This is a genomic window from Streptomyces sp. NPDC087422, from assembly GCF_044744145.1.
Taxonomy (GTDB): Bacteria; Actinomycetota; Actinomycetes; order Streptomycetales; family Streptomycetaceae; genus Actinacidiphila.
The window spans coordinates 412,732-431,961 of sequence record NZ_JBIUXT010000004.1 but is presented as its reverse complement, the minus strand read 5'-3'; the positions used below and the strand labels follow the sequence as shown (position 1 = coordinate 431,961).

Genomic DNA, 19,230 nt, shown 5'->3' with positions numbered 1-19,230 from the left:
GAACCCCGCATCCGCCTCACGGCAGGTGCGGGGTTCGGCGTTGTCGGCGATGACGGCCGGGAACTACGGGAGGACGCGGGCGGCCGCGGCCAGACGCAACTCCTCGAGCACGGCGCTCTGGTGCTCGGCGCGCTCCAGCAAGGTGTCCAGGTGCTCGGGGTACAGCCGGGGCTCGGTCTCGGCCAGAGTGCGCAGGGTGCGCCAGCAGGCCGCCTTGCCCGCAACACCCAGGCACATGGATTCCAGCTCCAGCAGGTCGCTGAGCGGGGATCGCGTGAAGAGGTGTCCGTTGGGCTTGAGGCGGCCGACCTTCTCCGCCACCCATCCGATGGCGACCTTCGAGCGGTCGGGGGACACGTCCAGATCGGTCATGATCTGGATCAGCGAGTCACGGTCCTGTTCGATCTGGCGGGCCAGCTCCGCCAGTTCCGGGCCGCCGTCGCGGTCCTTCTGGGCCTGCGCCGCCCGGCGGAAGAGCTCCAGTCCGCCGGTCGCGCCGGACAGGTGGTCGTTGAGATAGATCGCCAGCAGACCGGCTCCGCCGGAGGCGGACGCGGCGGCGCCGCTGGCGCCGCGCATCTCGTTGTCCACGGAGGCGCCCAGTTCGGTCCAGCTGTCCTCGAACTTGGTCAGCCCTTCGCGCTCCAGGGTGTCGGTGACATCCGCGAAGTCGACGCCGACCCGCGCCAGCGCCTCGAAGTGGGCGGTCGCCGCGGTGTACTCCTCGCCGGTCGGCGGGTGGGCCGGAAGGGCGCCGTGGTCGGCGAACGCTTCAAGGGTCGTGCCGGGCATGGTGTTGACGGTGCCCGCGATGACGAGTTCGCCGACGTACATCGTGTCGGGGTAGTCCGGGTTCTTGACCCCGGTGGACGCCCACAGGGGGCGCTGCGGGCGGGCTCCGGCGGCGGCGAGCGCCTGCCAGCGCGGCGCGGCGGTCATCTCCTCGTAGGCCCGGTACGCCAGCCGGGCGTTGGCGACGGCGGCGGCGCCCCTGAGGTCGCGCGCCTCGGGGGTGCCGAGCGCGTCGAGCCGGGCGTCCACCTCGGTGTCCACGCGCGAGACGAAGAACGAGGCGACCGAGTCGATGGCCGCCAGATCGCGACCCGCCTCACGGGCCTGTTCGAGGCCGCTCTGGTAGGCGTCCATCACCGCGCGGTAGCGGTCGAGGGAGAAGATCAGCGTGACGTTGACGCTGATGCCCCGGGCGACGGCGGCGGTGATCGCGGCGAGGCCCTCGCGGGTGGCCGGGATCTTCACCAGGAGATTCGGCCGGTCCACGGCCTCCCACAGCTTGCGTGCCTGCTCGATCGTGGCGTCGGTGTCCCGCGCCAGCCGGGGGTCCACCTCGATCGAGACCCGCCCGTCGGTACCACCGGTGCGCTCGTGCACCGGGGCGAAGAGGTCGCAGCCGGTACGGACGTCATCGGTGGTCAGGGCGAAGACGGCCTCGTCCACGCTCGCGCCCTCGGCGCCCAGGCGCCGCAGTTGCTCGCTGTAGCGGTCCCCCTTGGACAGCGCGGAGGCGAAGATCGTGGGGTTCGTCGTGACCCCCACCACGTGCCGGTCCGCGATCAGCCGCTTCAGCTCACCACCGGCGAGCAGCTCGCGGGACAGGTCGTCCAGCCAGACCGAGACTCCGGCCGCGGAGAGTTCGGCGAGCGGATCGGATGCGACGGGAACAGACATTGCGGGACCTCCATAGGGGCGCTGCGCCGAACGACGCGCGGTGTACGCGGTGCGCGTACCGGCCCGACGCCCGGGGACGCGGGGTTCGTACGTGTACGAGGGGCAGGCAGAGCGCCGTGCGCCGGGCGTACGGAGCGCCCAGCGGATCAGCGCGTGCCGTGCCGGGGAACGGCCAGCTGGAGCCCGACGGATTCCTCGGCCTACGGCATGACTGGGCACCTCAGAAGGACCGGCCCCCGTTATGCGGCTGCCCAGCCAGCGAATTCAAAACCTCGAACGCCGCCGGGTCCGCGCGCTGCCCGGCCGGAGCACGTCCGGCGGCCGGCCGGGCCGGAACGCGGCGGGCGAGACCGCCTGGCCGGAGGTGTGACTACGGGGTGTGCGGCGGTCGCCCCGGGGCGTTGCGGAGCTGGTGGGTGTGTTCGGTGACGGTGTGGACGCGGTCGGCGAGGTCGGGGTGGCCCGCTTGGAGGTGGGCGTGAGTGGCGGTGAGCGGGGTGATGAGCGCGGCGGCGTCGTCGGCGGCCAGGGCGGTGTCGAGGTGGCCGAGGGCGGTGTCGGCGGCGGTCGGCAGGTCGGTGAGCTGGGTGATCTGGCCGGCGAGTCTGCGCAGGTCGGCGGCGTTGGTGCGGGCCCAGGCGTCGACGGTTCTGTCGGCGGCGCGGCGGTTGCGGGTGGCGTTGACCCTTTCCTCGCCGGTGGAGCCGGCCGGGCCGGGGCGCAGGCGCAGGTAGCGGCGCTCGGCGGCCTGGCGGCTGGAGACGCCGAGGGGCGCGGCGAGGTCGGCCCAGCTGGCACCGGCCGCGCGCGCGGTCTCGATCAGGCCGGTTTCCCAGCCGGCGAGTTGTTCGCGGATCTCGCGCAGGAGCAGGAGCGAGGCGAGTACGTGCCGGGGGTCGGCCGCAGGGGCCGACGGCTGGTCGGGTGCCGGGCCGCGGGCGTCGCGGACGGCCGCGTCGATGGTTTCCAGTGCCGCCGCGGCGGCGGGGAAGGTGGCCGCGGCGGGCGGTGGCGACGGTGTCGGGGCGGGCTGGTCGGCTGTCATGGCGCCTCCTCCGGGCTGTCACCCAGGGGTGTCACCCTCAGGGTGACATCAATGTTTGTCATCGGATGGATGACATGCTACAACAGAGGGCAGGTGAACGACACCGGCGCCAAGCGCCCGACTTCCTGGAGGTGTTCCGCGATGCTGATGCGTACCGACCCTTTCCGTGAACTGGACCGACTCACCGAGCAGCTCCTGCGCCCCGGCACCTGGTCGAGGCCCGCCGCGATGCCGATGGACGCCTACCGCGACGGCGAGCAGTACGTGGTGTCCTTCGACATCCCCGGGGTCTCGCCGGACGCGATCGACATCGACGTCGAGCGCAACATGCTGACGGTGAAGGCCGAGCGCAGGCCCGCCCCGCACGACGAGGGCGTGCAGATGGATCTGTCCGAGCGGCCGCTGGGGGTCTTCTCCCGCCAGATCGTGCTGGCCGACTCCCTGGACACCGAGCAGATCCAGGCCGACTACGAGGCCGGGGTGCTGACGCTGCGCATCCCGATCGCCGAGCGGGCCAAGCCCCGCAAGATCTCCGTCGGCGCGGGCGACAACCGCCGGCAGATCGCCGGCTGAGCCCCCGCCGCCCGCGGTACCGCCCCCGCCGCCCGCGGTACCGCGCTGGCGAAGGACGCGAACCCGTCGGCACCCTCCTTCGCCGCCGACCGACATCTCCTCCACCCCACCCGGCGGCCGGCCCCGCTCACCGGGCCCGGCCGCCGCCCGAAACGGAAGGCCACCGCCGCAGCCATGCCCGCCCAGTCCGAACAGCGCCGGACCGCGTCGGCGCTCACCTACGACCAGATGCTGGAAACCGTCCGTTACGACGGCGCCTACCCCACCCGCGAACGCGCAGAGCAGGCCGTCCACGCCGTGCTCGCGGCCCTGGGAAGCCAGCTCGGCGACGACCCGCGCACCGCACTCGCCGCCCATCTGCCCCGTCAGGCCGCTGACATCCTCACCGCCCAGGCGCCCACCGCGCAGCCCCGCACCGGCTGGAGCTTCGTCCAGGACATCGCGGCCCGCACCGGCGTCACCCCCGCCGTCGCCCGCTGGGACACCGGCGCCGTCCTGAGCACCGTCGCCGCCCTCCTGCCCGGCGACCTGCTCACCCGCACCATCAACGAACTCCCCGCCGGCTACGCCCTGCTGTTCGGCCGCGCAGAACTCGCCCGAGCCGCCTGACCCCCCGTCGCGCCGTCCGGGCCGTGCCATTCGCAGAACAGGACGGTGGCGTCGTCCTCGAGGCGTCCGTGGTGGTACTCCATGACGGTGCGCATCAGGCGGCGCAGCGTCTCGTCGACGGGAAGGTTGTCCGCGTGGTGGCGGGTGATGAAGTCGGTGAAACGCTCCACACCGAATTCCCGGCCGTCGCTGTCGCGGGCCTCGGTGATGCCGTCGGTGAACAGCAGCAGCCGGTCTCCGGGCTCCATCTGCTCGGTGCGCTGCTCGACCGGCAGGTTGAATCCGCTGCCCATCGGCCCGGCCGGAGGGCAGTACAGGGTGCTGGACCACCGGCCCCCGCGGATCAGTACCGGCAGCAGGTGGCCCCGGTTGACCCAGCTGAACTTGCCGGTGTCCAGTTCCAGGTCCGCCAGGACGCCGGTGGCGTACCGGGTGTGTCCGAACTGCCCGACCAGCGTGTCTTCGATGGCTCTGCTGGCGTCGGGAATGGTGGCGCCGGCGCGGCGGTGGCTGCGGCAGGTGGACATCGCCAGAGCGGCGGTCAGTCCGGCGGAGGTGTCGTGCCCCATGGCGTCGAAGATCGCCAGGTGCAGGATGTCGTCCGCCAGCGCGTACTCGAAGGCGTCCCCGGCCACCTCGTAGGCCGGTTCCATGAAGGCGCTGACCGTGGCCCGCTGGTCGGAGAAGGTCCGTGGCGGCATCAGCGCCCATTGGAGTTCGGCGGGCACGCCCATCGGCCGGGTGCGGGTCAGCCGGGCGTGGGAGTCGCTGTTGGCCCGCTTGGAGACCAGCAGCAGTCCGGCCATCGACGCCAGCGCCAGCGCCACCTCACCGTCGGGCGTGCCCGTGTCGTCGGGGCCGGGCTCGACGTGCAGGACGCCCAGACGTTCCGTGCCGTCCCGCACCGGCATCCAGCACGCCCCGCCGGACGCCGGGGCGGTGACCTGTGTGATCTGGTAGGCGCGACCGGGCAAGGTGCCCTCGATCCGGTGCTCCTCGCCGCCTTCGCCGGCGTTCAGGCCGGTCCCGGTCACCTCGCGCAGTACCTCCTCCTGGAGATCCGCCACGAAGAGCCGGGCCCCGCCCGCGCCGGCCTGCTTGGCCGCGGTGTCCAGCAGACGCGGCAACCGCTCGAACGGCGCCGTATGGCTGGCCTCCAGCAACCCGGCCAGTGCGCGCGCCAGACCGTGCGCGGTCATGCCCACCGCTTCGGACCGGAACGCACCCTGCCGGCATCAGTCTCTTCCGCCATGACTCAATCCCCTCACAGCGCGGGACCACGAGGTCGCGCACATCGACCAGCACATGCCACCGGGGACCACAGGGCACACGCCCGAGGGAACGACACCAGCGCGACCACCCCACCCGGCCACTCCGCGGCGGCCGGGACGACGGTCCCCACAACCCTGCCACCCAGGCCCGTCCCCAACAAGCGGCTCTCGCCGGGAGCGGCGAGGACACGGCTCGGGCCTCCGCCGGGAGCACGCGGAATGCCGGGCCACGGCACGTCGGAGTCGTTCAGGCAGCGAGTCGTTCAGGCAGCGAGTCGTTCAGGTCGGGAGTCGCTGAGGTCGGGAGTCGTTCAGCCGGTGGCCCGGTCGCGGGGCTCGGAGGAACTCAGCTCCTCGTTGATGCGCTGGGCCTCCGCGAGCTGGTCCTCGAGGATGACGATGCGGCACGCTGCCTCGACGGGGGTGCCCTGGTCGACGAGCTCGCGGGCGCGTGCGGCGATGCGCAGTTGGTAGCGGGAGTAGCGGCGGTGTCCCCCCGCGGAACGCAGCGGGGTGATCAGGCGGGCTTCGCCGATCGCGCGGAGGAAGCCTTGGGTGGTACCGAGTATCTCGGCTGCTCGGCCCATGGTGTACGCGGGGTAGTCGTCGTCGTCGAGTCGGCCGAACGAGTCGTCTGCTGTCATCTCGCCTCTCTGTGGAACGCGCTTGAGGGGCCTTGGTGCCGAACGGCACCAAGGCCCCGAAGGAACTGCTACACCATCTACCGGCTTACGTACTGCGCCGGCTCTCTGTGTCCGCATCGCCACCGGGAGGGGGTTGGCGGCTGATGCGGGGATCGCGGTTGCTTGACCGGAGACCACCTCACTATCGATGTCCTGCGGTACCCGGGCTCGAAAATCCGCCCGGGCGATCCTGATGGCGCTCGGCTCCTCCGTTCTTCCCTCGGGATCAACTCTCTGAATCATCTCTTGGCACTGCGGTACTGCTCGTGGCGGCCCCTGATCACCTCGGGCCACCCGGTCCGGCGGTCAGTCCCATCGCCCGTCTGGCAACAACCCCGGCTCTGGAACTCCACCACCGCACCGTCCTGCGTCCTGCGCTCGTACTGCTGCCCGGCAGTTCGTGTCTGCCGGGCCTTGCTGATCTCGGCTACGAGAGAAACCATAACCACGTCACCGCCGAATGTCTACTCCGGCCGACATAGATTCTGCGTGTCCCGAGAGGGAGATAACCTCCGGCGGCCACGCGGCACGCCTTATACCCGACCGCCCGCTCGTGCGTCCGGTACTTCCGGGACAGCCACTCGTACGTGGGCGGAAAGTTGCCGTTTCGGGTGATACCGAACAGCATGATTACGCAGGAGACCGACCGCGTTCTCCGGAAAGGTCTGGTGCACCATGGGCCTTTACTTCGCGAACGAGATCGACGACCTCGTCGTGGACTCCCTGGCCGGTTTCGAACGGGCGCACGCCGACAGCGTCGCCTGGGACGAGGCGAACGGCTTCGTACGGGCGCTGACCCCCTCGCCCGCGCGGCGCGTGGGCCTGGTGTCCGGTGGCGGCTCGGGGCACGAGCCGCTGCACATCGGCTACGTGGGCGCGGGCATGCTGGACGCCGCCTGTCCCGGCCGCGTCTTCGCCTCGCCGCACAACCGCCAGATCTTCGCCGCCTCGCTCGCCGTGGCGCGGGAGAACGGTGTGCTGCACCTGGTGAAGAACTACACCGGCGACAAGATCAACTTCGGTATCGCCGCCGAACGGCTCGCTCGCGAGGGCGTCGACTGCGCGCGGGTCCTGATCGACGACGACGCCGCCTCGGACTCCGCGGAGGTCGTGAACGGCCGCCGGGGAACCGGTGCGACGGTGCTGGTCGAGAAGATCCTCGGCGCGGCGGCGGACACCGGGATGGGCCTGAAGGACCTGGCTGCCCTGGGCGTGGACGTGGTGGGCCGCTGCCGCAGCATGGCCGTGGCCTCCGCCGCCCACACCGCTCCCGCCACCGGCCTGCCCGCCTTCGACCTGCCGGCCGGCGGTCTCGAGTACGGCGTCGGCATCCATGGTGAACGGGCCCGTCGCACGCTGCGCGAACGCCCGTTGCGCGACCTGGCCGCGGACATGGTCGGCACGCTGGCCGACCCCCTGGGCCTGGTCCCCGGCACGTCGGTGATCGTGCTGGTCAACGGCCTCGGCGGCATCACCAGGATGGAGCTGTACGCCGTCCTGCACGAGGTCACCAAGGTGCTCGACGGGCGCGGCGCGGCCGTCGAGCGCACCCTGGTCGGCGACTTCGTCACGGCCCTGGACATGCGCGGCTTCTCGCTGACGTTGCTGGTGGCCGACGCGGACACCCTCGCCTACTACGACGCGCCCGCCCACACCCCCGCCTGGCCCGCGACCGCACCGGTCGTATAGGAACCCCGCGACTCACGAGTTCCCCGGAGGCAGTCATGGCCGCACCGTCCCGCACCGCGTTCACCGATGCCTGGATACGCCGCTTCGCCGCCTCCGCGGAGGCCACCGAGCCCGAACTGACCGCACTGGACCAGCAGGTCGGCGACGGTGACTTCGGCGCGAACCTCGTCGCGGGCCTCCGGGCGACGCTGCGACGTCTCGACGACCCGATCGGCCCGGAGGCGTGGAAGGCCGCCTCGAACGGCGCACCGGAGCGGGTCAGGCCCCCCGAGGCGAGCTGCGCCGGCCCGCTGGACGCCGCCGCGGCCGCTTTCCTCGATGAGGTCGGCGGCACCAGCGGGCCCCTGTTCGGCCTGCTGTTCCATGAGATGGCGGCGGCGCTCGCGGTGAGCGAGGGGGGACCCGACGCCGGAGCGCTGGCCGCCGGTGTCGGCAACGGCCTCGCGGCCATTCAGCGGGTCGGAGAGGCGACCGTTGGCGACAAGACCCTGGTCGACGCGCTCGCCCCGGCCTCCGACGCGCTGACGGCGCAGCCGCCGGGGACCGACCCGGCCACCGCCGTGGCCCACGCGGCGCGGGCCGCGTGGGAAGGCGTCGGCAACACCGCCCGGCTGACGGCCCGGCGCGGCCGCGCGAGCTACCTCGGCGACCGGGCGGCCGGCGTCCCGGACCCGGGCGCGGTGGGGATCGCGCTGCTGTTCTCCTCCGCGCGCGGAACCGTCTCCCGGCTGGGCCCGCTGCTCGCGGCGGCGGGGGACGTACCGGAGGAACAGAGTGCCTGACCGGCCACGCGGCTGACGGACGACCGGCGGACCCGGCGGGTGACCCGCGGGCGGACGGGGCAGCGGGGGAGTGGGCCGGTCCGTCCGGAGGACACGGGGCGGGAGACCCGCCGGTCCGCGGCGGGTCGGATCAGACCGGCAGCCGCTGGGCCATCCGGCGCGTCGCCCACTCGAAGATGCCCGGCTCGTCGAGCGTCGCGACCCACAGGTCGACCCGCGCCGCGATGTCCTCGCCCGGCCAGGGGCCGACGCCGACGACGCGCAGGCCGCCGCGTACGGCCGCCTCCACCCCGCAGGCGGAGTCCTCGACCGCCAGTGTGTCGCCCGGCGCGGCGCCGCAGAGCCGGGCCGCGGTCAGGTAGACGTCCGGGTGGGGCTTGGGCCGGTTGTCCTCGTCGGCGACCACGATGTGGTCGAAGTGGTCCCGGAGCCCGGCGTGGTCGAGGCAGGTCTCCACGACGTCCAGAGGGCAGTTGCTGGCGACCGCGAGCGGGGCGAACTTGGCGGCCGTCTCCACCAGCTCCCGCGCGCCGCGCATGGTCTGCGGTTCGCGGGCCACCAGCGCGCGGAAGTGGTGCAGCAGGCCGGAGGTGAGCTGGACGCCGAGCTCGGGGCGGCCTGCTTCGTCGGCCATGAGCTGACCGCACTCGGTGAAGTGCAGGCCCTTCGCCCGTTCGGCGAAGCCCTCGGCGGGGGCGACCCCGACATCGTTCATGGCCAGTTCGCGGGCCTGCTGCCAATGGCGTTCGGTGTCCATGAGTGTGCCGTCGCAGTCGAAGACGATGGCCGCGGGTGTCCACGAAAGAATGGGATGAGAGTTCATCGGGGATTTCCTTTTCAGGAATGCCTGAATGTGCCGGCGATGCGACGTCGCATTCCTCGCGGCGGGGTCGGCATACCGGTGAAAGCAGACGGGCGCGGGCCCTCGGCGGACGCGGCCCCGTAAAAGGGCCGTCTGGGAGACCGCCAAGAACATATCGATCGTTACGTTATGGACGTCAACCCAACGTAGTCAAGTGAGTCCTCTGCGTAATCACCCGAGTCGCCGTATCCGAGTACGCCGAAAGCGGCGCGCTCGGCGCCGTTGTGGATGCGGAAGACGCAGGTCCGGTGGTGCGGGACGCACTCCACGCTGGCCCGCGGCGTGAACTCGGCGAACCGCGCCGCCACCAGACGGCCGCACGTCGGATGGAGTAGTACGCCGCCGCTGACCTCGGCGGCGGCCTGCCGCGCCGCCTCCAGGAGCACCATGCCGGGGACGTGGTCGGTCGGGTGGTCGAAGAAGAACGGGTGGCAGGGGTCGGCCGGGTCGATCTCGACCGTGCCGCCGCGGTGGGTGATCAGCACATCTCTGAGGTGGGCGACGGCCAGCGCGGCGGGCGCGGGGCGCCCGTCGGCCGTCGGCGTCGGCTGGCGCGCCGTGAGGCGTTCGGCGCGCAGCGCCGCGTATCCGTGAGCGCTCAGGAAACGGGCACCCCCGTTGGCCTGCGCGAACGCTCGGCCGTCGGCGAGGTAGGTGACGTCGAGCCGCAGGCCGGTGGTGACGCCGTCCGCCCCCTGGCGGCGACCGCCGACCGCGATCCGGCACGTCACCTCGGTGCAGCCGTGGCCCGCCCGCGGCGCGCGTCCGGGCCGCAGGTCGAACGACAGGTCGGTGATGAGCAGGTGGCTGGTGGGCGGGACCCCGTACCAGCGCAGGGGTATGTAGATGCCGAGTTGCCGCAGGGTCTCCACCAGGACCAGCGGGCTGTGCCGGTCGGTCCCGTCGAGGGGGAAGGTCGTATGCGATCGGGGCCAGGCGGCGGCGGCCTCGAACGCGTCGTCCGCCGTCGGCCGTACGTCGGTCAGGAGAACCTCGGCGACGGACGCGCGGTGCACTGTCTCGCGGGGGACCGTCCGGGACCAGGTCAGCGGACGGGCACGACCGCCGACCCCTGTCGGAGAATTCATACCATAAGGAGAACTCACGCCCTGGGGATTTGCACGCGCATTGCTTCGTGGATGTTACGCGGAGGTAGTAGATTGCCTGCTGTTGGTGACGGCGCGGCAGGCGGAGTGAACGTGCAGGAGCGGGCGGAGACGACACGGCGGTTTCTGCTGGAGGCCGCGGCGCGTCTGTTCGACGAACGTGGTTATGCGGGGACGAGTATCAGCGACATCAGCGCGCTGTCCGGCCGCACCAGCGGTGCGATCTACTTTCATTTCGCCAACAAGGAGAAACTCGCGCTGGCCGTCGTCGAGGCGCACTTCGCGACCTGGCCGGAACTGGTCGACCGTGCCCGGACGGCCGACGCGCCCGCGCTGGAGAAACTCGTCGCGCTCAGCTTCACCGTGGCGCGCGCCTTCCGCGACGATGTCGTCGTGCGCGCCGGGTCCCGGCTGTGGATGGAGCGCAAGGCGATCGACGCGAGGCTGCCGACCCCGTTCAGTCCCTGGATCGAGACGGTGACCGCGTTGCTGGAGGAGGCCGGCCGCCGTGGGGAACTGGCCGACGGCGTCGCCCCGGCGGTCGCGGCCCCCGGTGTCGTCTACGCCTTCTTCGGCCTCCACACCGTCTCCGACGCGCTGGACGGCCGCGACCAGATCGAGGAGCGGCTGCACGACCTGTGGGTGCTGCTGCTGAGGGCGCTCCAGCGGGTGCCGGAGGCGGCGGGGCTGCTGGGGCGAGTCAGGAACGGGAAGGCCGAGCCGGTGGGGGAGCGGGTCGCCTCGCCCGCGTAGCGGCGGTGGAGCCGGCGGAATCCGCTGAGCCGGGCCATGGTTCTCCGCACGGTCCCGCGTCACGCGGGGCCGGGTCCGCGCGTGCGGTGATGCGTCCGTTGGCCACGGGCCGCCGCGCGGCGACGTCCCGACCGTGATCTGATGGAATGGCGCTCTCGCCGCCGAGCGCGACCCGCGGGCGAAGAGGTCCGCCGACGGATCGGGCGTCTCGCCCCCCGATCACTTTCCAGCGCCTGAACGAGGCCGCTATGAACCAGCTCCATCACTTCCACATCGAACACGCCGGGCACTCGATCAGCGTGGACGTCAGCGGCGGACACCACCGAGAGGTCGAACTCCTCGTCGACGGGCGGGAGGTGGGCCACCGGGAGGACGGGAACGCCGACCGGCTCACGCTCTCCGGGGAACTGCCGGAGGACCCGCCCCGGCCCTTCGCCGTCCGCGTGGAGGGGCGACCGCACCACCGATCCCAGCCTCCGACCTGCACGCTCGTACTCGCCGGAGACGAATTCCCCGTCCCCGACCGGACCCCTGTGCGGCGTCCTGACCACCGCGTCCGCTGAGCAGGAGCCGGAGCCGGAGCCGGAGCCGGAGCCGGAGCAGGACCGGGGCCGGGGTCACGCGGGTCGTCCGGAAAGAACGGGCCCCTGTGGCAGCAGTTCGGCGGCCATGAAGGAGATCACGGAGGCGAGGACGATGACCGGCACGGAGCCGGAGTGGCCGAGCATGATCGCGACCAGTACGACGCTGCTGACCGGCAGCCGCAGCGCCGATGTGGCCGCCGCCGCCATTCCGGCCGCCATCGCGGGTACCAGGCCGAGCCCCGGCAGCGGGGCGAGCAGCGCGCCCGCGGCTCCGCCCAGGAAGAGGGCCGGGAAGACCGGGCCGCCGCGCAGGCTCCCCAGGCACAGGACGTAGGCGGCCCCCTTGAAGACGAGCACCGCCACCAGCGCCCCCACCGACCAGGCATGCGGGTCCTTGGCCAACTGCGACAGCGTCGCCTGACCCGACAGCGCCGCCTCGGACGGCGAGCGGCCGGTGCTGACCGCGAAGAGCGCGACGCACCCGCCGGCCGCCAGCGCGCAGAGCGTCGTGTGCGGCAGCAGTCGGCCGGACACGAAGACCGCCACGTACCGTCCGCCCACCACGAGTACGTGGACGGCCGCTCCGATGACCAGCCCCATCAGCAGCGACCAGACGACGTCACCGGTGTCCAGCACGGGAGGGGCGGGCAGACCGACCGCCAGGCTCCCGGTCTTGAAGCCGGTCCACTGGCCGAACCCGCTGAAGATCACCGATCCGATGCCGCTGGCCAGCAGGGCCGGCAGCATCACGGCGAAGAGCTGCGGCCCGCCCACGCCCGCCACCTCCATCAGCAAGATGCCCGCCACCAGCGGGTTGCCGAAGATCGCGGAGATCGCCGCCGCGGAACCGGCGGCACCGAGCAGGGCGGTGCTCCGCGGTGAGGCCGGCGCGCGCGCCAGGTCACGGAAGACCAGGGCCAGCCCACCGCCGAGCGCGATCAGCGGGGCCTCGGGTCCCAGCACCGCGCCCAGCGGCAGGCTGAACAGCGCCGCGATGATCACACCGGGAATCGCTGCCCTCGTTGGCCCACCTGAGTGCAACCCGGCCGCCGGTACGTGTCCGCCGCGGCCGGGCAACCGGCCCGCCACCAGCGGGACGACCAGTCCCGCCAGCGCGAACGCCGGAAAGGGCCACCACCAGGGTGCGTGCGGCCACCCCAGATCCTTGGGCCAGTCCGTCCAGACCAACTGCTCCAACTCGTGCAGCGCCGCGAGGAACCAGAAGGCCAGCGCGGACACCGGAATGCCGATCAGGGCGCAGAAGAGCAGCGCCCGCCGGTAGGCGGGGTCGCGCAACATCGTCCGCAGCCGCTCGGCCTCGGGCGGCTGGGTTCCGGGGGAGGCCCCCGCGGTGGCGGCCTTCGACTCGGCGATAGGTCATCTCCATCGGTCGGCGCGCAGGCGGAACTGCACCCGGGGCAGCGCGAGACTACCCACCCCGACCCCGCCGCCCCCCGGTGGCCACGGCCCCGTGACCTGGAATTCCCCTGGGTGGCGGTACGGACGGACCGCGCGGCGTCGTCATGGTGACGACGGGGGCGCCGGGGCCTTCGTCCGGTGCGCGTCACCGATGGTCTGCCACAGCCGCAGTGCGCGTTCGTGGTGGCGGTGTGCCAGGTCGTGGGCTCCGGCGGCTGCGTCCAGGTCGCCGAGCAGTTGCCAGCACGCGGCTTCGTCGTGGCGGTCGCCGTGTCGTTGGAAGATTCCGGCCGCGCGCTCCAGCGCCGGGCCTGCCCGGTCCCGGTCGTGCCGGCCGGCGTGCACGCGGCCGACTTCCAGCAGTGTGTACGCGGCGCACCGCTCGTCGGCCAGTTCCTCGAAGGCGGTCAGCGCCTGCCCCAGGCAGCGCAGCGCCTCGTCCGGATCGCCGCGCCGGTCGTGCAGCCGGCTGAACCGCCGCAGCACGACCGCCACCCGATGCCCGTCGTCGAGCGCCCTGGCCTGGCGCAACGCCTCGCCGAACCAGGACTCCGCCTCGTCGAGTTCGTCCTGCATGAGCCGCATCACGCCCATCGAACAGGACAGTTGGGCTTCGAGGTGGCGGTCGCCCTCACCGACCGCGATGGACAGGGCCCGCTCGATACGGGCGGCGGCTTCGTCGTAACGGCCCTGTACCCGGCTGATCGTGCTCAGCATGGCCATCGCCAACGCCTGGCCGCGCTTGTCCTCGCCGTTCTGGCACAGGGCGGCGGAGGACTCCAGGGCGCGGGTCGCCTCGTCGAACTCGTCGCGGTAGATGTTCAGTTGGCCAAGGCCGCGCAGCAGCACCGACGCGCCGCGCGTATTGCCCGCGGCCTCGGCCGCTTCCCACGCGAGCAGGTGCCCGTGCTCCCAGTCCTGGTACAGGCACCGGTGGTCGTAGTAGGTCGCGGGACCTGCCGCCAACTCCCAGGCCAATTCGTCCAGTCCCCAGTCCACGGCCAGCCGGACCGCGCCGAGCAGGGTGTCGCGTTCGGCGTCGAACCAGGCGACCGGGTCGGCCATCAGCCGGTCCACGACCGCGTCCGGCAGCGAACGGCGCGGCGCGGAACCGGGTTCGGCGACCAGCAGCCCTGCGGGCAGCCGATCGGTGGCGCGCCCGGCCAGGTCGAGCCAGGTGGCCAGCACGCGGACCATCGCGTCCCGCCTGTCCGCCTCCGGCAGCTGTGCGGCGAGCTCCACGGCACAGGTCCTGATCAGGTCGTGCAGCCGGTAGCGCGGCTGGCCGATGGCGTCGGTGGCGGTGAGACGGACCAGGCTGGCGTCGACGAGGGTGTCCAGCACGTCGTCGGCGTCGCGGCGGTCCAGCAGCGGACCGACCACCCAGCCGGGCAGGGTGGACGCGCCGAGCAGCCCCAGCAGGCTCAGCGCGCGTACCGCGTCGGGCGGGAGCAGCCGCACGCTCAGTTCGACGTTGGCTCGCACGCTGAGGTCCCCGATCCTCAGCTCGGCCAGTCGGCGGGACTCGTCCTCGATCCGTTCCCGCAGCACCCGCAGCGACCAGGCCGGGCGGCCGGTGAGCTTGGCGCCGGCGATCCGGATCGCCAGCGGCAGGTTGTCGCAGCAGGCGAGGATCGCGTCGGCCTCCGCCGGTTCCCGCTCGACCCGCCGCCGCCCGACGATGCCGGTGAACAACTCCCGCGCCTCCGCCAGGCTCAGCACGTCCAGGTCGATGTGCCGGGCGCCGGGAAGCTGCGTCAGCAGCATGCGACTGGTGATGAGCACCGCGCAGCCGTCGGCGCCCGGCAGCAGGGGCAGCACCTGACTGGCGTGACCGGCGTCGTCCAGTACCACCAGCATCCGGCGGTCCGCCAGTAACGACCGGTAGAGCGCGGCCCGTTCGGGCAGGCCGGTCGGGATCGCGCTGCCGCCGACCCCGAAGGCGCGCAGTGCCTCGGCCAGCATCAGCGCCGGGTCCCGTGGCGCGTCCGACGTTCCGGCGAGGTCGAGGTAGAGCTGGCCGTCGGGAAAGGAGGCGCTGGCCAGCCGCGCGGCGTGCGTCACCAGGGAGGATTTGCCGACACCGGGACCGCCCACGACGACGGCCACCGGGGCCCGGTCGGGCGCCGACACGTCCAACTGCCGTGCGACCTGCGCCAGCGCGTCGGCTCGGCCCACGAAGTCGTGCACGCCGAGGGGCAGTTGGCGTACCGGTAGCGCCATGGCCGGTTCGGCGGCGGCGCCGGGCCCGTCCGGTCCGGTGGCCGCGGGGCCGCTCGCCGGGGCGGGTGCCGCCAGGGACGGATCGGCGGCCAGAATGCGCTGGTGCAGGGCTTGGAGCGGCGGGGTGGGATCGACGCCGAGTTCGTCCGCGAGCGTCCGGCGCAGCCGCTCGTACACCTGTAACGCCTCGCCCTGCCGCCTGCACCGGTACAGGGCGACCATCACGTGCTCGGCGACCTGCTCGTCGAAGGGGAACTCCCCTAGCAGGGCGGTCAGTTCCTCGATGACCTCACGATGGCGCCCCAGGTCGACCTCGATGCTCAGGCAGAGCTTGTGCGTGGCCGCGCGCTTCTCGTTCAGCCGTGCCGCGTCCAGCTCCAGGACCCGGCTCGCCATGCCGACCAGGGCGTCACCGCGCCAGCAGGCCAGCGCGCGCCGCAGCGCGACGGCGGTCTCCAACGCTGAGGTGTGCCGCTCGGCGAGCTGCCGCTGGTGGTCGAATTCCAGCAGGTCCAACTGCTCCCGTTCCAGGTGGATCTGGTAGCCGCCGCGCCGCGTGCTGATCAGGGAACGCGACGCCCCGCACGCGGCGAGGTTGCGGCGCAGCCCGGACATGGCGTCCTGGACCTGGCGGACCGCGGTGGCGGGGACCTTCCCGTCCCACATCACGGCAACGAGCTGTTCCATGGTGACGAGGTTGTTCGCGTCGACCAGAAGCGCGGCAAGCATCTTCGCCTGCCGCGCTCCGTCGAGTCGGACTTCGCACCCCGCGACCTGGGCGTGCAACGGCCCCAGCACGCCGAATCTCATGCCCCCGGCACTCCACGATCAGTGCCGGACCCCCGTCTGACCCGGCATCAGACCCGATCCTAGCGCCGCCCCGTGGCCCGCAGGGGTGCAGGTTCAGCCATACGCCGCGAGGAAGCACGCGGACGTCAGAACGTCATAGTTCCTGTCATTGACGTCCTTTATCGTGGCGGCCAATGCGGGCACACAGGCGACGAAGGCGTTCTCCGCGTTGACGAAGGCGGCGACAGCGGTCGTGTTGCAGATGATGATCCGCGTCGTCGTGGCCGCGTAACCCCACTGCGTGAGCGTGCTGATGCAGGAGTTCGGGTTGGCGTCGGGCTTCACCTGCGCCGCGGGCGCGCCGGCAGGGGCCGTGGCGGCGGAGGCGGCAGGCGCCATCGCCAGACCACAGCCCGCGAGAGCGACCGCGGACAGCGCGGCGGCGGCGAGGCGGCGGCCGGAGAGCGGCTTTCTCATCTGTTACCCCGTTTCGTGGGAAAAGGTGCTGATGGTACGGACGGTGTCCGTCACCAGACGGACGACGATCTTGGACAGGGGACTTCCTTCGACGGCGGCTTCCGTCGACAGGCGGACTCAGGTGGCCACGTCGAAGACGAGCCACGCCTGGTATCCCGAGTCCTGGGACGTTCCATTGCACGGATAGCCGCGCAGGCCGTACTGGAGGGAGAGATCGGCGCACATGTTGGCGTGGTCTTCCTGGTACCGCCCGTTCTGGAGCACGACCTGGGTGATGCCGTGAGCCTGGCGGGTGACGAGCCGCCACTCCTGCCATCCCCCGGTGTAGCTGGTGTTGTAGCAGGGGAAACCGCGCAATCCGTATTCCTGGGAGTAGTCGAGGCAGTTGCTGCTGCCCACGTTCTCGAGGTTCGCCCAGCCGTTGGCGTTGATGACGACCTGCCACCGGTACGACGTGTCGTAGAGATCGCACGGAGTGTTGCGGACCCAGCCGACCGGATGCCCGTGATAGGTGGTCAACTCGCGGGAGTCCTGCATGCAGGTGTTGCCCGCGTCCGGCGACAACGATTCGAGCCGGTAGATGTGGCCGGTCTGCCACGACCAGGCGGGCGCGGCGTCGGCGGATCCCGTGGCGGCCAGGATCAGTCCCGCGGCCATCGCCACCGCGGCGGCGATACGAGGCAGGGGTTTTCTCATGTGGGCTCCTATCAGCCGGGTGACGGGACTCCCCGCCCACCGGCGCGGCGGGCTCACAAGCCAGGGAAACGGGTCCTTCCGACGTCCTTGACTCGTCCTAGCGCGAGGTCGTGGGGGCCATCGGGAAGCGCCGCTGATGTCGCCGCGTGCGTCGCGCCGGACCCGGACCGGGACCCGGCGCCGGACCCCTGGCCGATGTCGGACCCCTGCCCGGTGTCGGACCCAGCCGCGGCCCCGGGCCTCAGGGTTCGACGAGGCCGGCCCGGATCGCGTACCGGGTGAGGTCGATCCGGTCGCGCATGCCGAGCTTCTGGAGGATGTTCGCCCGGTGCCGGTCGACGGTCTTCACGCTGATCACCAGCGTCTCGGCGATCTCCTTCGCCGAATTCCCCTCGGCGATCAGCTTGGTGACCTCCTCCTCCCGCGGCGTGAGGATGCTCTCCGGCAGCTTCTCGCCCTGCCTGGCCCGATGCAGGTAGTCCCGGATGAGCGCGGTGATCGCGCCGGGATAGAGGAACGGCTCGCCGCGCATCGCCGACCTGACCGCCTCCAGCAGGTCCCGGTCGGCGACCGACTTGAGCACGTATCCGGACGCGCCGGCCCGGAGCGCCTCGAAGAAGTACTGCTCGTTGTCGTGCATCGAGAGCATCAGGATGCGTACGCCGGGGGCTCGCCGGGAGATCTCACGGGCCGCTTGCAGGCCGGTCATCCGCGGCATCGCGATGTCCAGAATCGCCAGGTCGATCTCGGACCCGCGGATCATCTCCACCGCTTCCGCCCCGTCGGCGGCCTCGGCGACCACCGTCATGTCGGGCTCGGCGTCGAGAATCAGTCGCAGGCCCCGCCGGACCAGTGCGTGGTCGTCCGCCAGCATGATCCGGGTCTTGGTCGTGGACACGCTTACCCCCGCTTCCTCTCCGCCGCCGACGGAATCGGGCCGTCGGCGGGAACGGTCAGCCGGACCTCGGTGCCGGTGCCGGGCACGGCGGTGATGGACAGCCGCGCGTCGATCAGGAGCGCCCGTTCCCGCATTCCCCGGATGCCGGCGCCCTCCCGGCTCACCTCGCCGAGGCCGTCGTCGGCGACCCGCAGCACGACCGTGTCCGCCTCGGGCCGCAGCGACAGCTCGACCCGGCCGGCCCGGGCGTGCCGGGCCACGTTGGTCAGGCTCTCCTGGGCGATCCGGTAGATCACCAGTTCCTTCTCCGTGCTCAGCGCGGGCAGGTCCGGCTTCGCCCGCCGGACCACCGGCACCCCGCTGACCTGGGAGAACTCCGTCGCCAGCGCGTTCATCGCGCTGAGCAGCCCGAGATCCTCCAGCACGTCCGGGCGGAGCCTGCGGGCCACCCGTCCCACCTCGTCGAGGCTGGACCGCACCGTCTCCTGCACGGCGTGCAGGTCGTCGCGCAGGTCGTCCGGGGCCCGGTCCACGGCCCGCTTGAGGCCGAGCAAGACCACCGTGAGACTCTGCCCGATCTCGTCGTGCAGTTCCCGCGCGATCCGCTGCCGCTCCGCCTCCTGGGCGGCGAGCGCGTCCGCGCTGCTGGCGCTGCGTTCGGCCCCCAGCCGGTCCAGCATCGCGTTGAAGGTCGCGATCAGGTCCGCCAGGTCACCGTTGCCGGAGTCCGCCAGCCGGTCCCCGCCGCGCAGCAGGTCCACCCGGCGCATCAGCGCGGTCAGCGCTTCGAGCGGGGCCAGGCTGGCCCGCAACAGCAGGGCGTTCACCGTCAGGATGAGCGCCAGTCCGACGATCAGCACCGGGATCTCGGCCAGCCGTACCCGTGAGGAGACGGTGGCCGGTGAGAGCGCGAGCACGAGCGTACCGATCGTGAAGACCAGGCCGTTCAGCACGACCAGACGGCGGAACAACGCCTGGGCAGGTGCCCTGCGACCGGGCTCGTCCCGGCGCCCGTCCTTGCCCCGGCGGTCGGCTTCTTCTCGGTGCCCGGGCTCCTCTCGGCGGCCGGGCTCGGGGATGGCTGC

Annotated in this window: 19 protein-coding genes; 7 read left to right on the top strand and 12 right to left on the bottom strand. The window is 72.1% G+C overall.

Annotated features, from left to right (window positions below; genetic code table 11):
* Positions 1–63 precede the first annotated feature (63 nt).
* On the bottom strand, positions 64–1,686 hold the full coding sequence (gene tal / locus ACIO6U_RS15175) for a transaldolase (RefSeq protein ID WP_401719109.1): 1,623 nt from the start codon (positions 1,684–1,686) through the stop codon (positions 64–66).
* 241 nt (positions 1,687–1,927) lie between these two features.
* On the opposite strand from tal, the gene ACIO6U_RS15170 reads away from it, so the two are divergent.
* Positions 1,928–2,056, top strand: coding sequence for a hypothetical protein (locus ACIO6U_RS15170; RefSeq protein ID WP_401719106.1), 129 nt, complete (start codon positions 1,928–1,930; stop codon positions 2,054–2,056).
* On the opposite strand, the gene ACIO6U_RS15165 is transcribed toward ACIO6U_RS15170, so the two are convergent.
* Positions 2,057–2,731 (bottom strand): HSP18 transcriptional regulator, encoded by a 675-nt coding sequence (locus ACIO6U_RS15165; protein ID WP_401719103.1) that lies wholly within the window; start codon positions 2,729–2,731, stop codon positions 2,057–2,059.
* A gap of 141 nt (positions 2,732–2,872) precedes the next feature.
* Between ACIO6U_RS15165 and ACIO6U_RS15160 the strand changes: the two genes are divergently transcribed.
* Together ACIO6U_RS15160 and ACIO6U_RS15155 are read left to right on the top strand one after the other, a co-directional pair.
* Complete coding sequence (locus ACIO6U_RS15160; RefSeq protein WP_355342611.1) at positions 2,873–3,304, top strand: Hsp20/alpha crystallin family protein; 432 nt, start codon at positions 2,873–2,875, stop codon at positions 3,302–3,304.
* Positions 3,305–3,478: 174 nt separating this feature from the next.
* On the top strand, positions 3,479–3,913 hold the full coding sequence (locus ACIO6U_RS15155; RefSeq protein WP_391162989.1) for a DUF2267 domain-containing protein: 435 nt from the start codon (positions 3,479–3,481) through the stop codon (positions 3,911–3,913).
* On the opposite strand, the gene ACIO6U_RS15150 is transcribed toward ACIO6U_RS15155, so the two are convergent.
* Both ACIO6U_RS15150 and ACIO6U_RS15145 read right to left on the bottom strand, forming a co-directional pair.
* A complete protein-coding gene (locus ACIO6U_RS15150) occupies positions 3,868–5,112 on the bottom strand; it encodes a PP2C family protein-serine/threonine phosphatase (RefSeq protein ID WP_401719100.1) in 1,245 nt (414 codons plus the stop codon). The genes ACIO6U_RS15155 and ACIO6U_RS15150 overlap by 46 nt on opposite strands.
* Before the next feature lie 383 nt (positions 5,113–5,495).
* Positions 5,496–5,828 (bottom strand): MerR family transcriptional regulator, encoded by a 333-nt coding sequence (locus tag ACIO6U_RS15145; protein ID WP_355342602.1) that lies wholly within the window; start codon positions 5,826–5,828, stop codon positions 5,496–5,498.
* A 714-nt stretch (positions 5,829–6,542) separates the two neighbouring features.
* Between ACIO6U_RS15145 and ACIO6U_RS15140 the strand changes: the two genes are divergently transcribed.
* Both ACIO6U_RS15140 and ACIO6U_RS15135 read left to right on the top strand, forming a co-directional pair.
* A complete protein-coding gene (locus ACIO6U_RS15140) occupies positions 6,543–7,556 on the top strand; it encodes a dihydroxyacetone kinase subunit DhaK (RefSeq protein ID WP_355342599.1) in 1,014 nt (337 codons plus the stop codon).
* 35 nt (positions 7,557–7,591) lie between these two features.
* Positions 7,592–8,338 carry a DAK2 domain-containing protein gene (locus ACIO6U_RS15135; protein WP_355342596.1) on the top strand — a complete coding sequence of 249 codons (747 nt, stop codon included), beginning with the start codon at positions 7,592–7,594 and terminating at the stop codon, positions 8,336–8,338.
* Between the two features lie 130 nt (positions 8,339–8,468).
* Here ACIO6U_RS15135 and ACIO6U_RS15130 read toward each other — a convergent pair whose 3' ends face one another.
* Both ACIO6U_RS15130 and ACIO6U_RS15125 read right to left on the bottom strand, forming a co-directional pair.
* A complete protein-coding gene (locus tag ACIO6U_RS15130; protein ID WP_355342593.1) occupies positions 8,469–9,161 on the bottom strand; it encodes an HAD family phosphatase in 693 nt (230 codons plus the stop codon).
* A gap of 161 nt (positions 9,162–9,322) precedes the next feature.
* Positions 9,323–10,288, bottom strand: coding sequence for a ScbA/BarX family gamma-butyrolactone biosynthesis protein (locus tag ACIO6U_RS15125; RefSeq protein WP_401719095.1), 966 nt, complete (start codon positions 10,286–10,288; stop codon positions 9,323–9,325).
* 111 nt (positions 10,289–10,399) lie between these two features.
* Here ACIO6U_RS15125 and ACIO6U_RS15120 point away from each other — a divergent pair, with 111 nt between their 5' ends.
* Positions 10,400–11,059 (top strand): ScbR family autoregulator-binding transcription factor, encoded by a 660-nt coding sequence (locus tag ACIO6U_RS15120; RefSeq protein ID WP_391163259.1) that lies wholly within the window; start codon positions 10,400–10,402, stop codon positions 11,057–11,059.
* Positions 11,060–11,307: 248 nt separating this feature from the next.
* The gene (locus ACIO6U_RS15115; protein ID WP_401308727.1) at positions 11,308–11,622 is read left to right on the top strand and encodes a hypothetical protein; all 315 of its coding nucleotides are present in this window, start codon (positions 11,308–11,310) and stop codon (positions 11,620–11,622) included.
* 54 nt (positions 11,623–11,676) lie between these two features.
* Here the strand turns inward: ACIO6U_RS15115 and ACIO6U_RS15110 are convergent, their stop codons facing one another.
* The 6 genes from ACIO6U_RS15110 to ACIO6U_RS15085 form a co-directional block, all read right to left on the bottom strand.
* Positions 11,677–12,942 (bottom strand): chloride channel protein, encoded by a 1,266-nt coding sequence (locus ACIO6U_RS15110; RefSeq protein WP_355342581.1) that lies wholly within the window; start codon positions 12,940–12,942, stop codon positions 11,677–11,679.
* Positions 12,943–13,164: 222 nt separating this feature from the next.
* The gene (locus tag ACIO6U_RS15105) at positions 13,165–16,095 is read right to left on the bottom strand and encodes a BTAD domain-containing putative transcriptional regulator (RefSeq protein WP_401719090.1); all 2,931 of its coding nucleotides are present in this window, start codon (positions 16,093–16,095) and stop codon (positions 13,165–13,167) included.
* Positions 16,096–16,188: 93 nt separating this feature from the next.
* Positions 16,189–16,551, bottom strand: a complete 363-nt coding sequence (locus ACIO6U_RS15100) for a hypothetical protein (RefSeq protein ID WP_355342575.1) — start codon at positions 16,549–16,551, stop codon at positions 16,189–16,191.
* Positions 16,552–16,668: 117 nt separating this feature from the next.
* The gene (locus ACIO6U_RS15095; RefSeq protein ID WP_401719088.1) at positions 16,669–17,247 is read right to left on the bottom strand and encodes a hypothetical protein; all 579 of its coding nucleotides are present in this window, start codon (positions 17,245–17,247) and stop codon (positions 16,669–16,671) included.
* 241 nt (positions 17,248–17,488) lie between these two features.
* Positions 17,489–18,121 (bottom strand): response regulator transcription factor, encoded by a 633-nt coding sequence (locus tag ACIO6U_RS15090; RefSeq protein WP_188280250.1) that lies wholly within the window; start codon positions 18,119–18,121, stop codon positions 17,489–17,491.
* Between the two features lie 26 nt (positions 18,122–18,147).
* Positions 18,148–19,116 (bottom strand): histidine kinase, encoded by a 969-nt coding sequence (locus ACIO6U_RS15085; RefSeq protein ID WP_401719737.1) that lies wholly within the window; start codon positions 19,114–19,116, stop codon positions 18,148–18,150.
* Positions 19,117–19,230 lie beyond the last annotated feature (114 nt).

Bases quoted from the DNA above. Each gene is read 5' to 3' on its own strand.
- ACIO6U_RS15130 (WP_355342593.1), bottom strand. From the start codon at position 9,161: ATGAACTCTCATCCCATTCTTTCGTGGACACCCGCGGCCATCGTCTTC.
- ACIO6U_RS15135 (WP_355342596.1), top strand. From the start codon at position 7,592: ATGGCCGCACCGTCCCGCACCGCGTTCACCGATGCCTGGATACGCCGC.
- ACIO6U_RS15165 (WP_401719103.1), bottom strand. From the start codon at position 2,731: ATGACAGCCGACCAGCCCGCCCCGACACCGTCGCCACCGCCCGCCGCG.
- ACIO6U_RS15095 (WP_401719088.1), bottom strand. From the start codon at position 17,247: ATGAGAAAACCCCTGCCTCGTATCGCCGCCGCGGTGGCGATGGCCGCG.
- ACIO6U_RS15160 (WP_355342611.1), top strand. From the start codon at position 2,873: ATGCTGATGCGTACCGACCCTTTCCGTGAACTGGACCGACTCACCGAG.
- ACIO6U_RS15110 (WP_355342581.1), bottom strand. From the start codon at position 12,942: ATGTTGCGCGACCCCGCCTACCGGCGGGCGCTGCTCTTCTGCGCCCTG.
- ACIO6U_RS15170 (WP_401719106.1), top strand. From the start codon at position 1,928: ATGCGGCTGCCCAGCCAGCGAATTCAAAACCTCGAACGCCGCCGGGTC.
- ACIO6U_RS15100 (WP_355342575.1), bottom strand. From the start codon at position 16,551: ATGAGAAAGCCGCTCTCCGGCCGCCGCCTCGCCGCCGCCGCGCTGTCC.
- tal (WP_401719109.1), bottom strand. From the start codon at position 1,686: ATGTCTGTTCCCGTCGCATCCGATCCGCTCGCCGAACTCTCCGCGGCC.
- ACIO6U_RS15115 (WP_401308727.1), top strand. From the start codon at position 11,308: ATGAACCAGCTCCATCACTTCCACATCGAACACGCCGGGCACTCGATC.
- ACIO6U_RS15105 (WP_401719090.1), bottom strand. From the start codon at position 16,095: ATGAGATTCGGCGTGCTGGGGCCGTTGCACGCCCAGGTCGCGGGGTGC.
- ACIO6U_RS15125 (WP_401719095.1), bottom strand. From the start codon at position 10,288: ATGAATTCTCCGACAGGGGTCGGCGGTCGTGCCCGTCCGCTGACCTGG.
- ACIO6U_RS15145 (WP_355342602.1), bottom strand. From the start codon at position 5,828: ATGACAGCAGACGACTCGTTCGGCCGACTCGACGACGACGACTACCCC.
- ACIO6U_RS15150 (WP_401719100.1), bottom strand. From the start codon at position 5,112: ATGACCGCGCACGGTCTGGCGCGCGCACTGGCCGGGTTGCTGGAGGCC.
- ACIO6U_RS15090 (WP_188280250.1), bottom strand. From the start codon at position 18,121: ATGCTGGCGGACGACCACGCACTGGTCCGGCGGGGCCTGCGACTGATT.
- ACIO6U_RS15140 (WP_355342599.1), top strand. From the start codon at position 6,543: ATGGGCCTTTACTTCGCGAACGAGATCGACGACCTCGTCGTGGACTCC.
- ACIO6U_RS15155 (WP_391162989.1), top strand. From the start codon at position 3,479: ATGCCCGCCCAGTCCGAACAGCGCCGGACCGCGTCGGCGCTCACCTAC.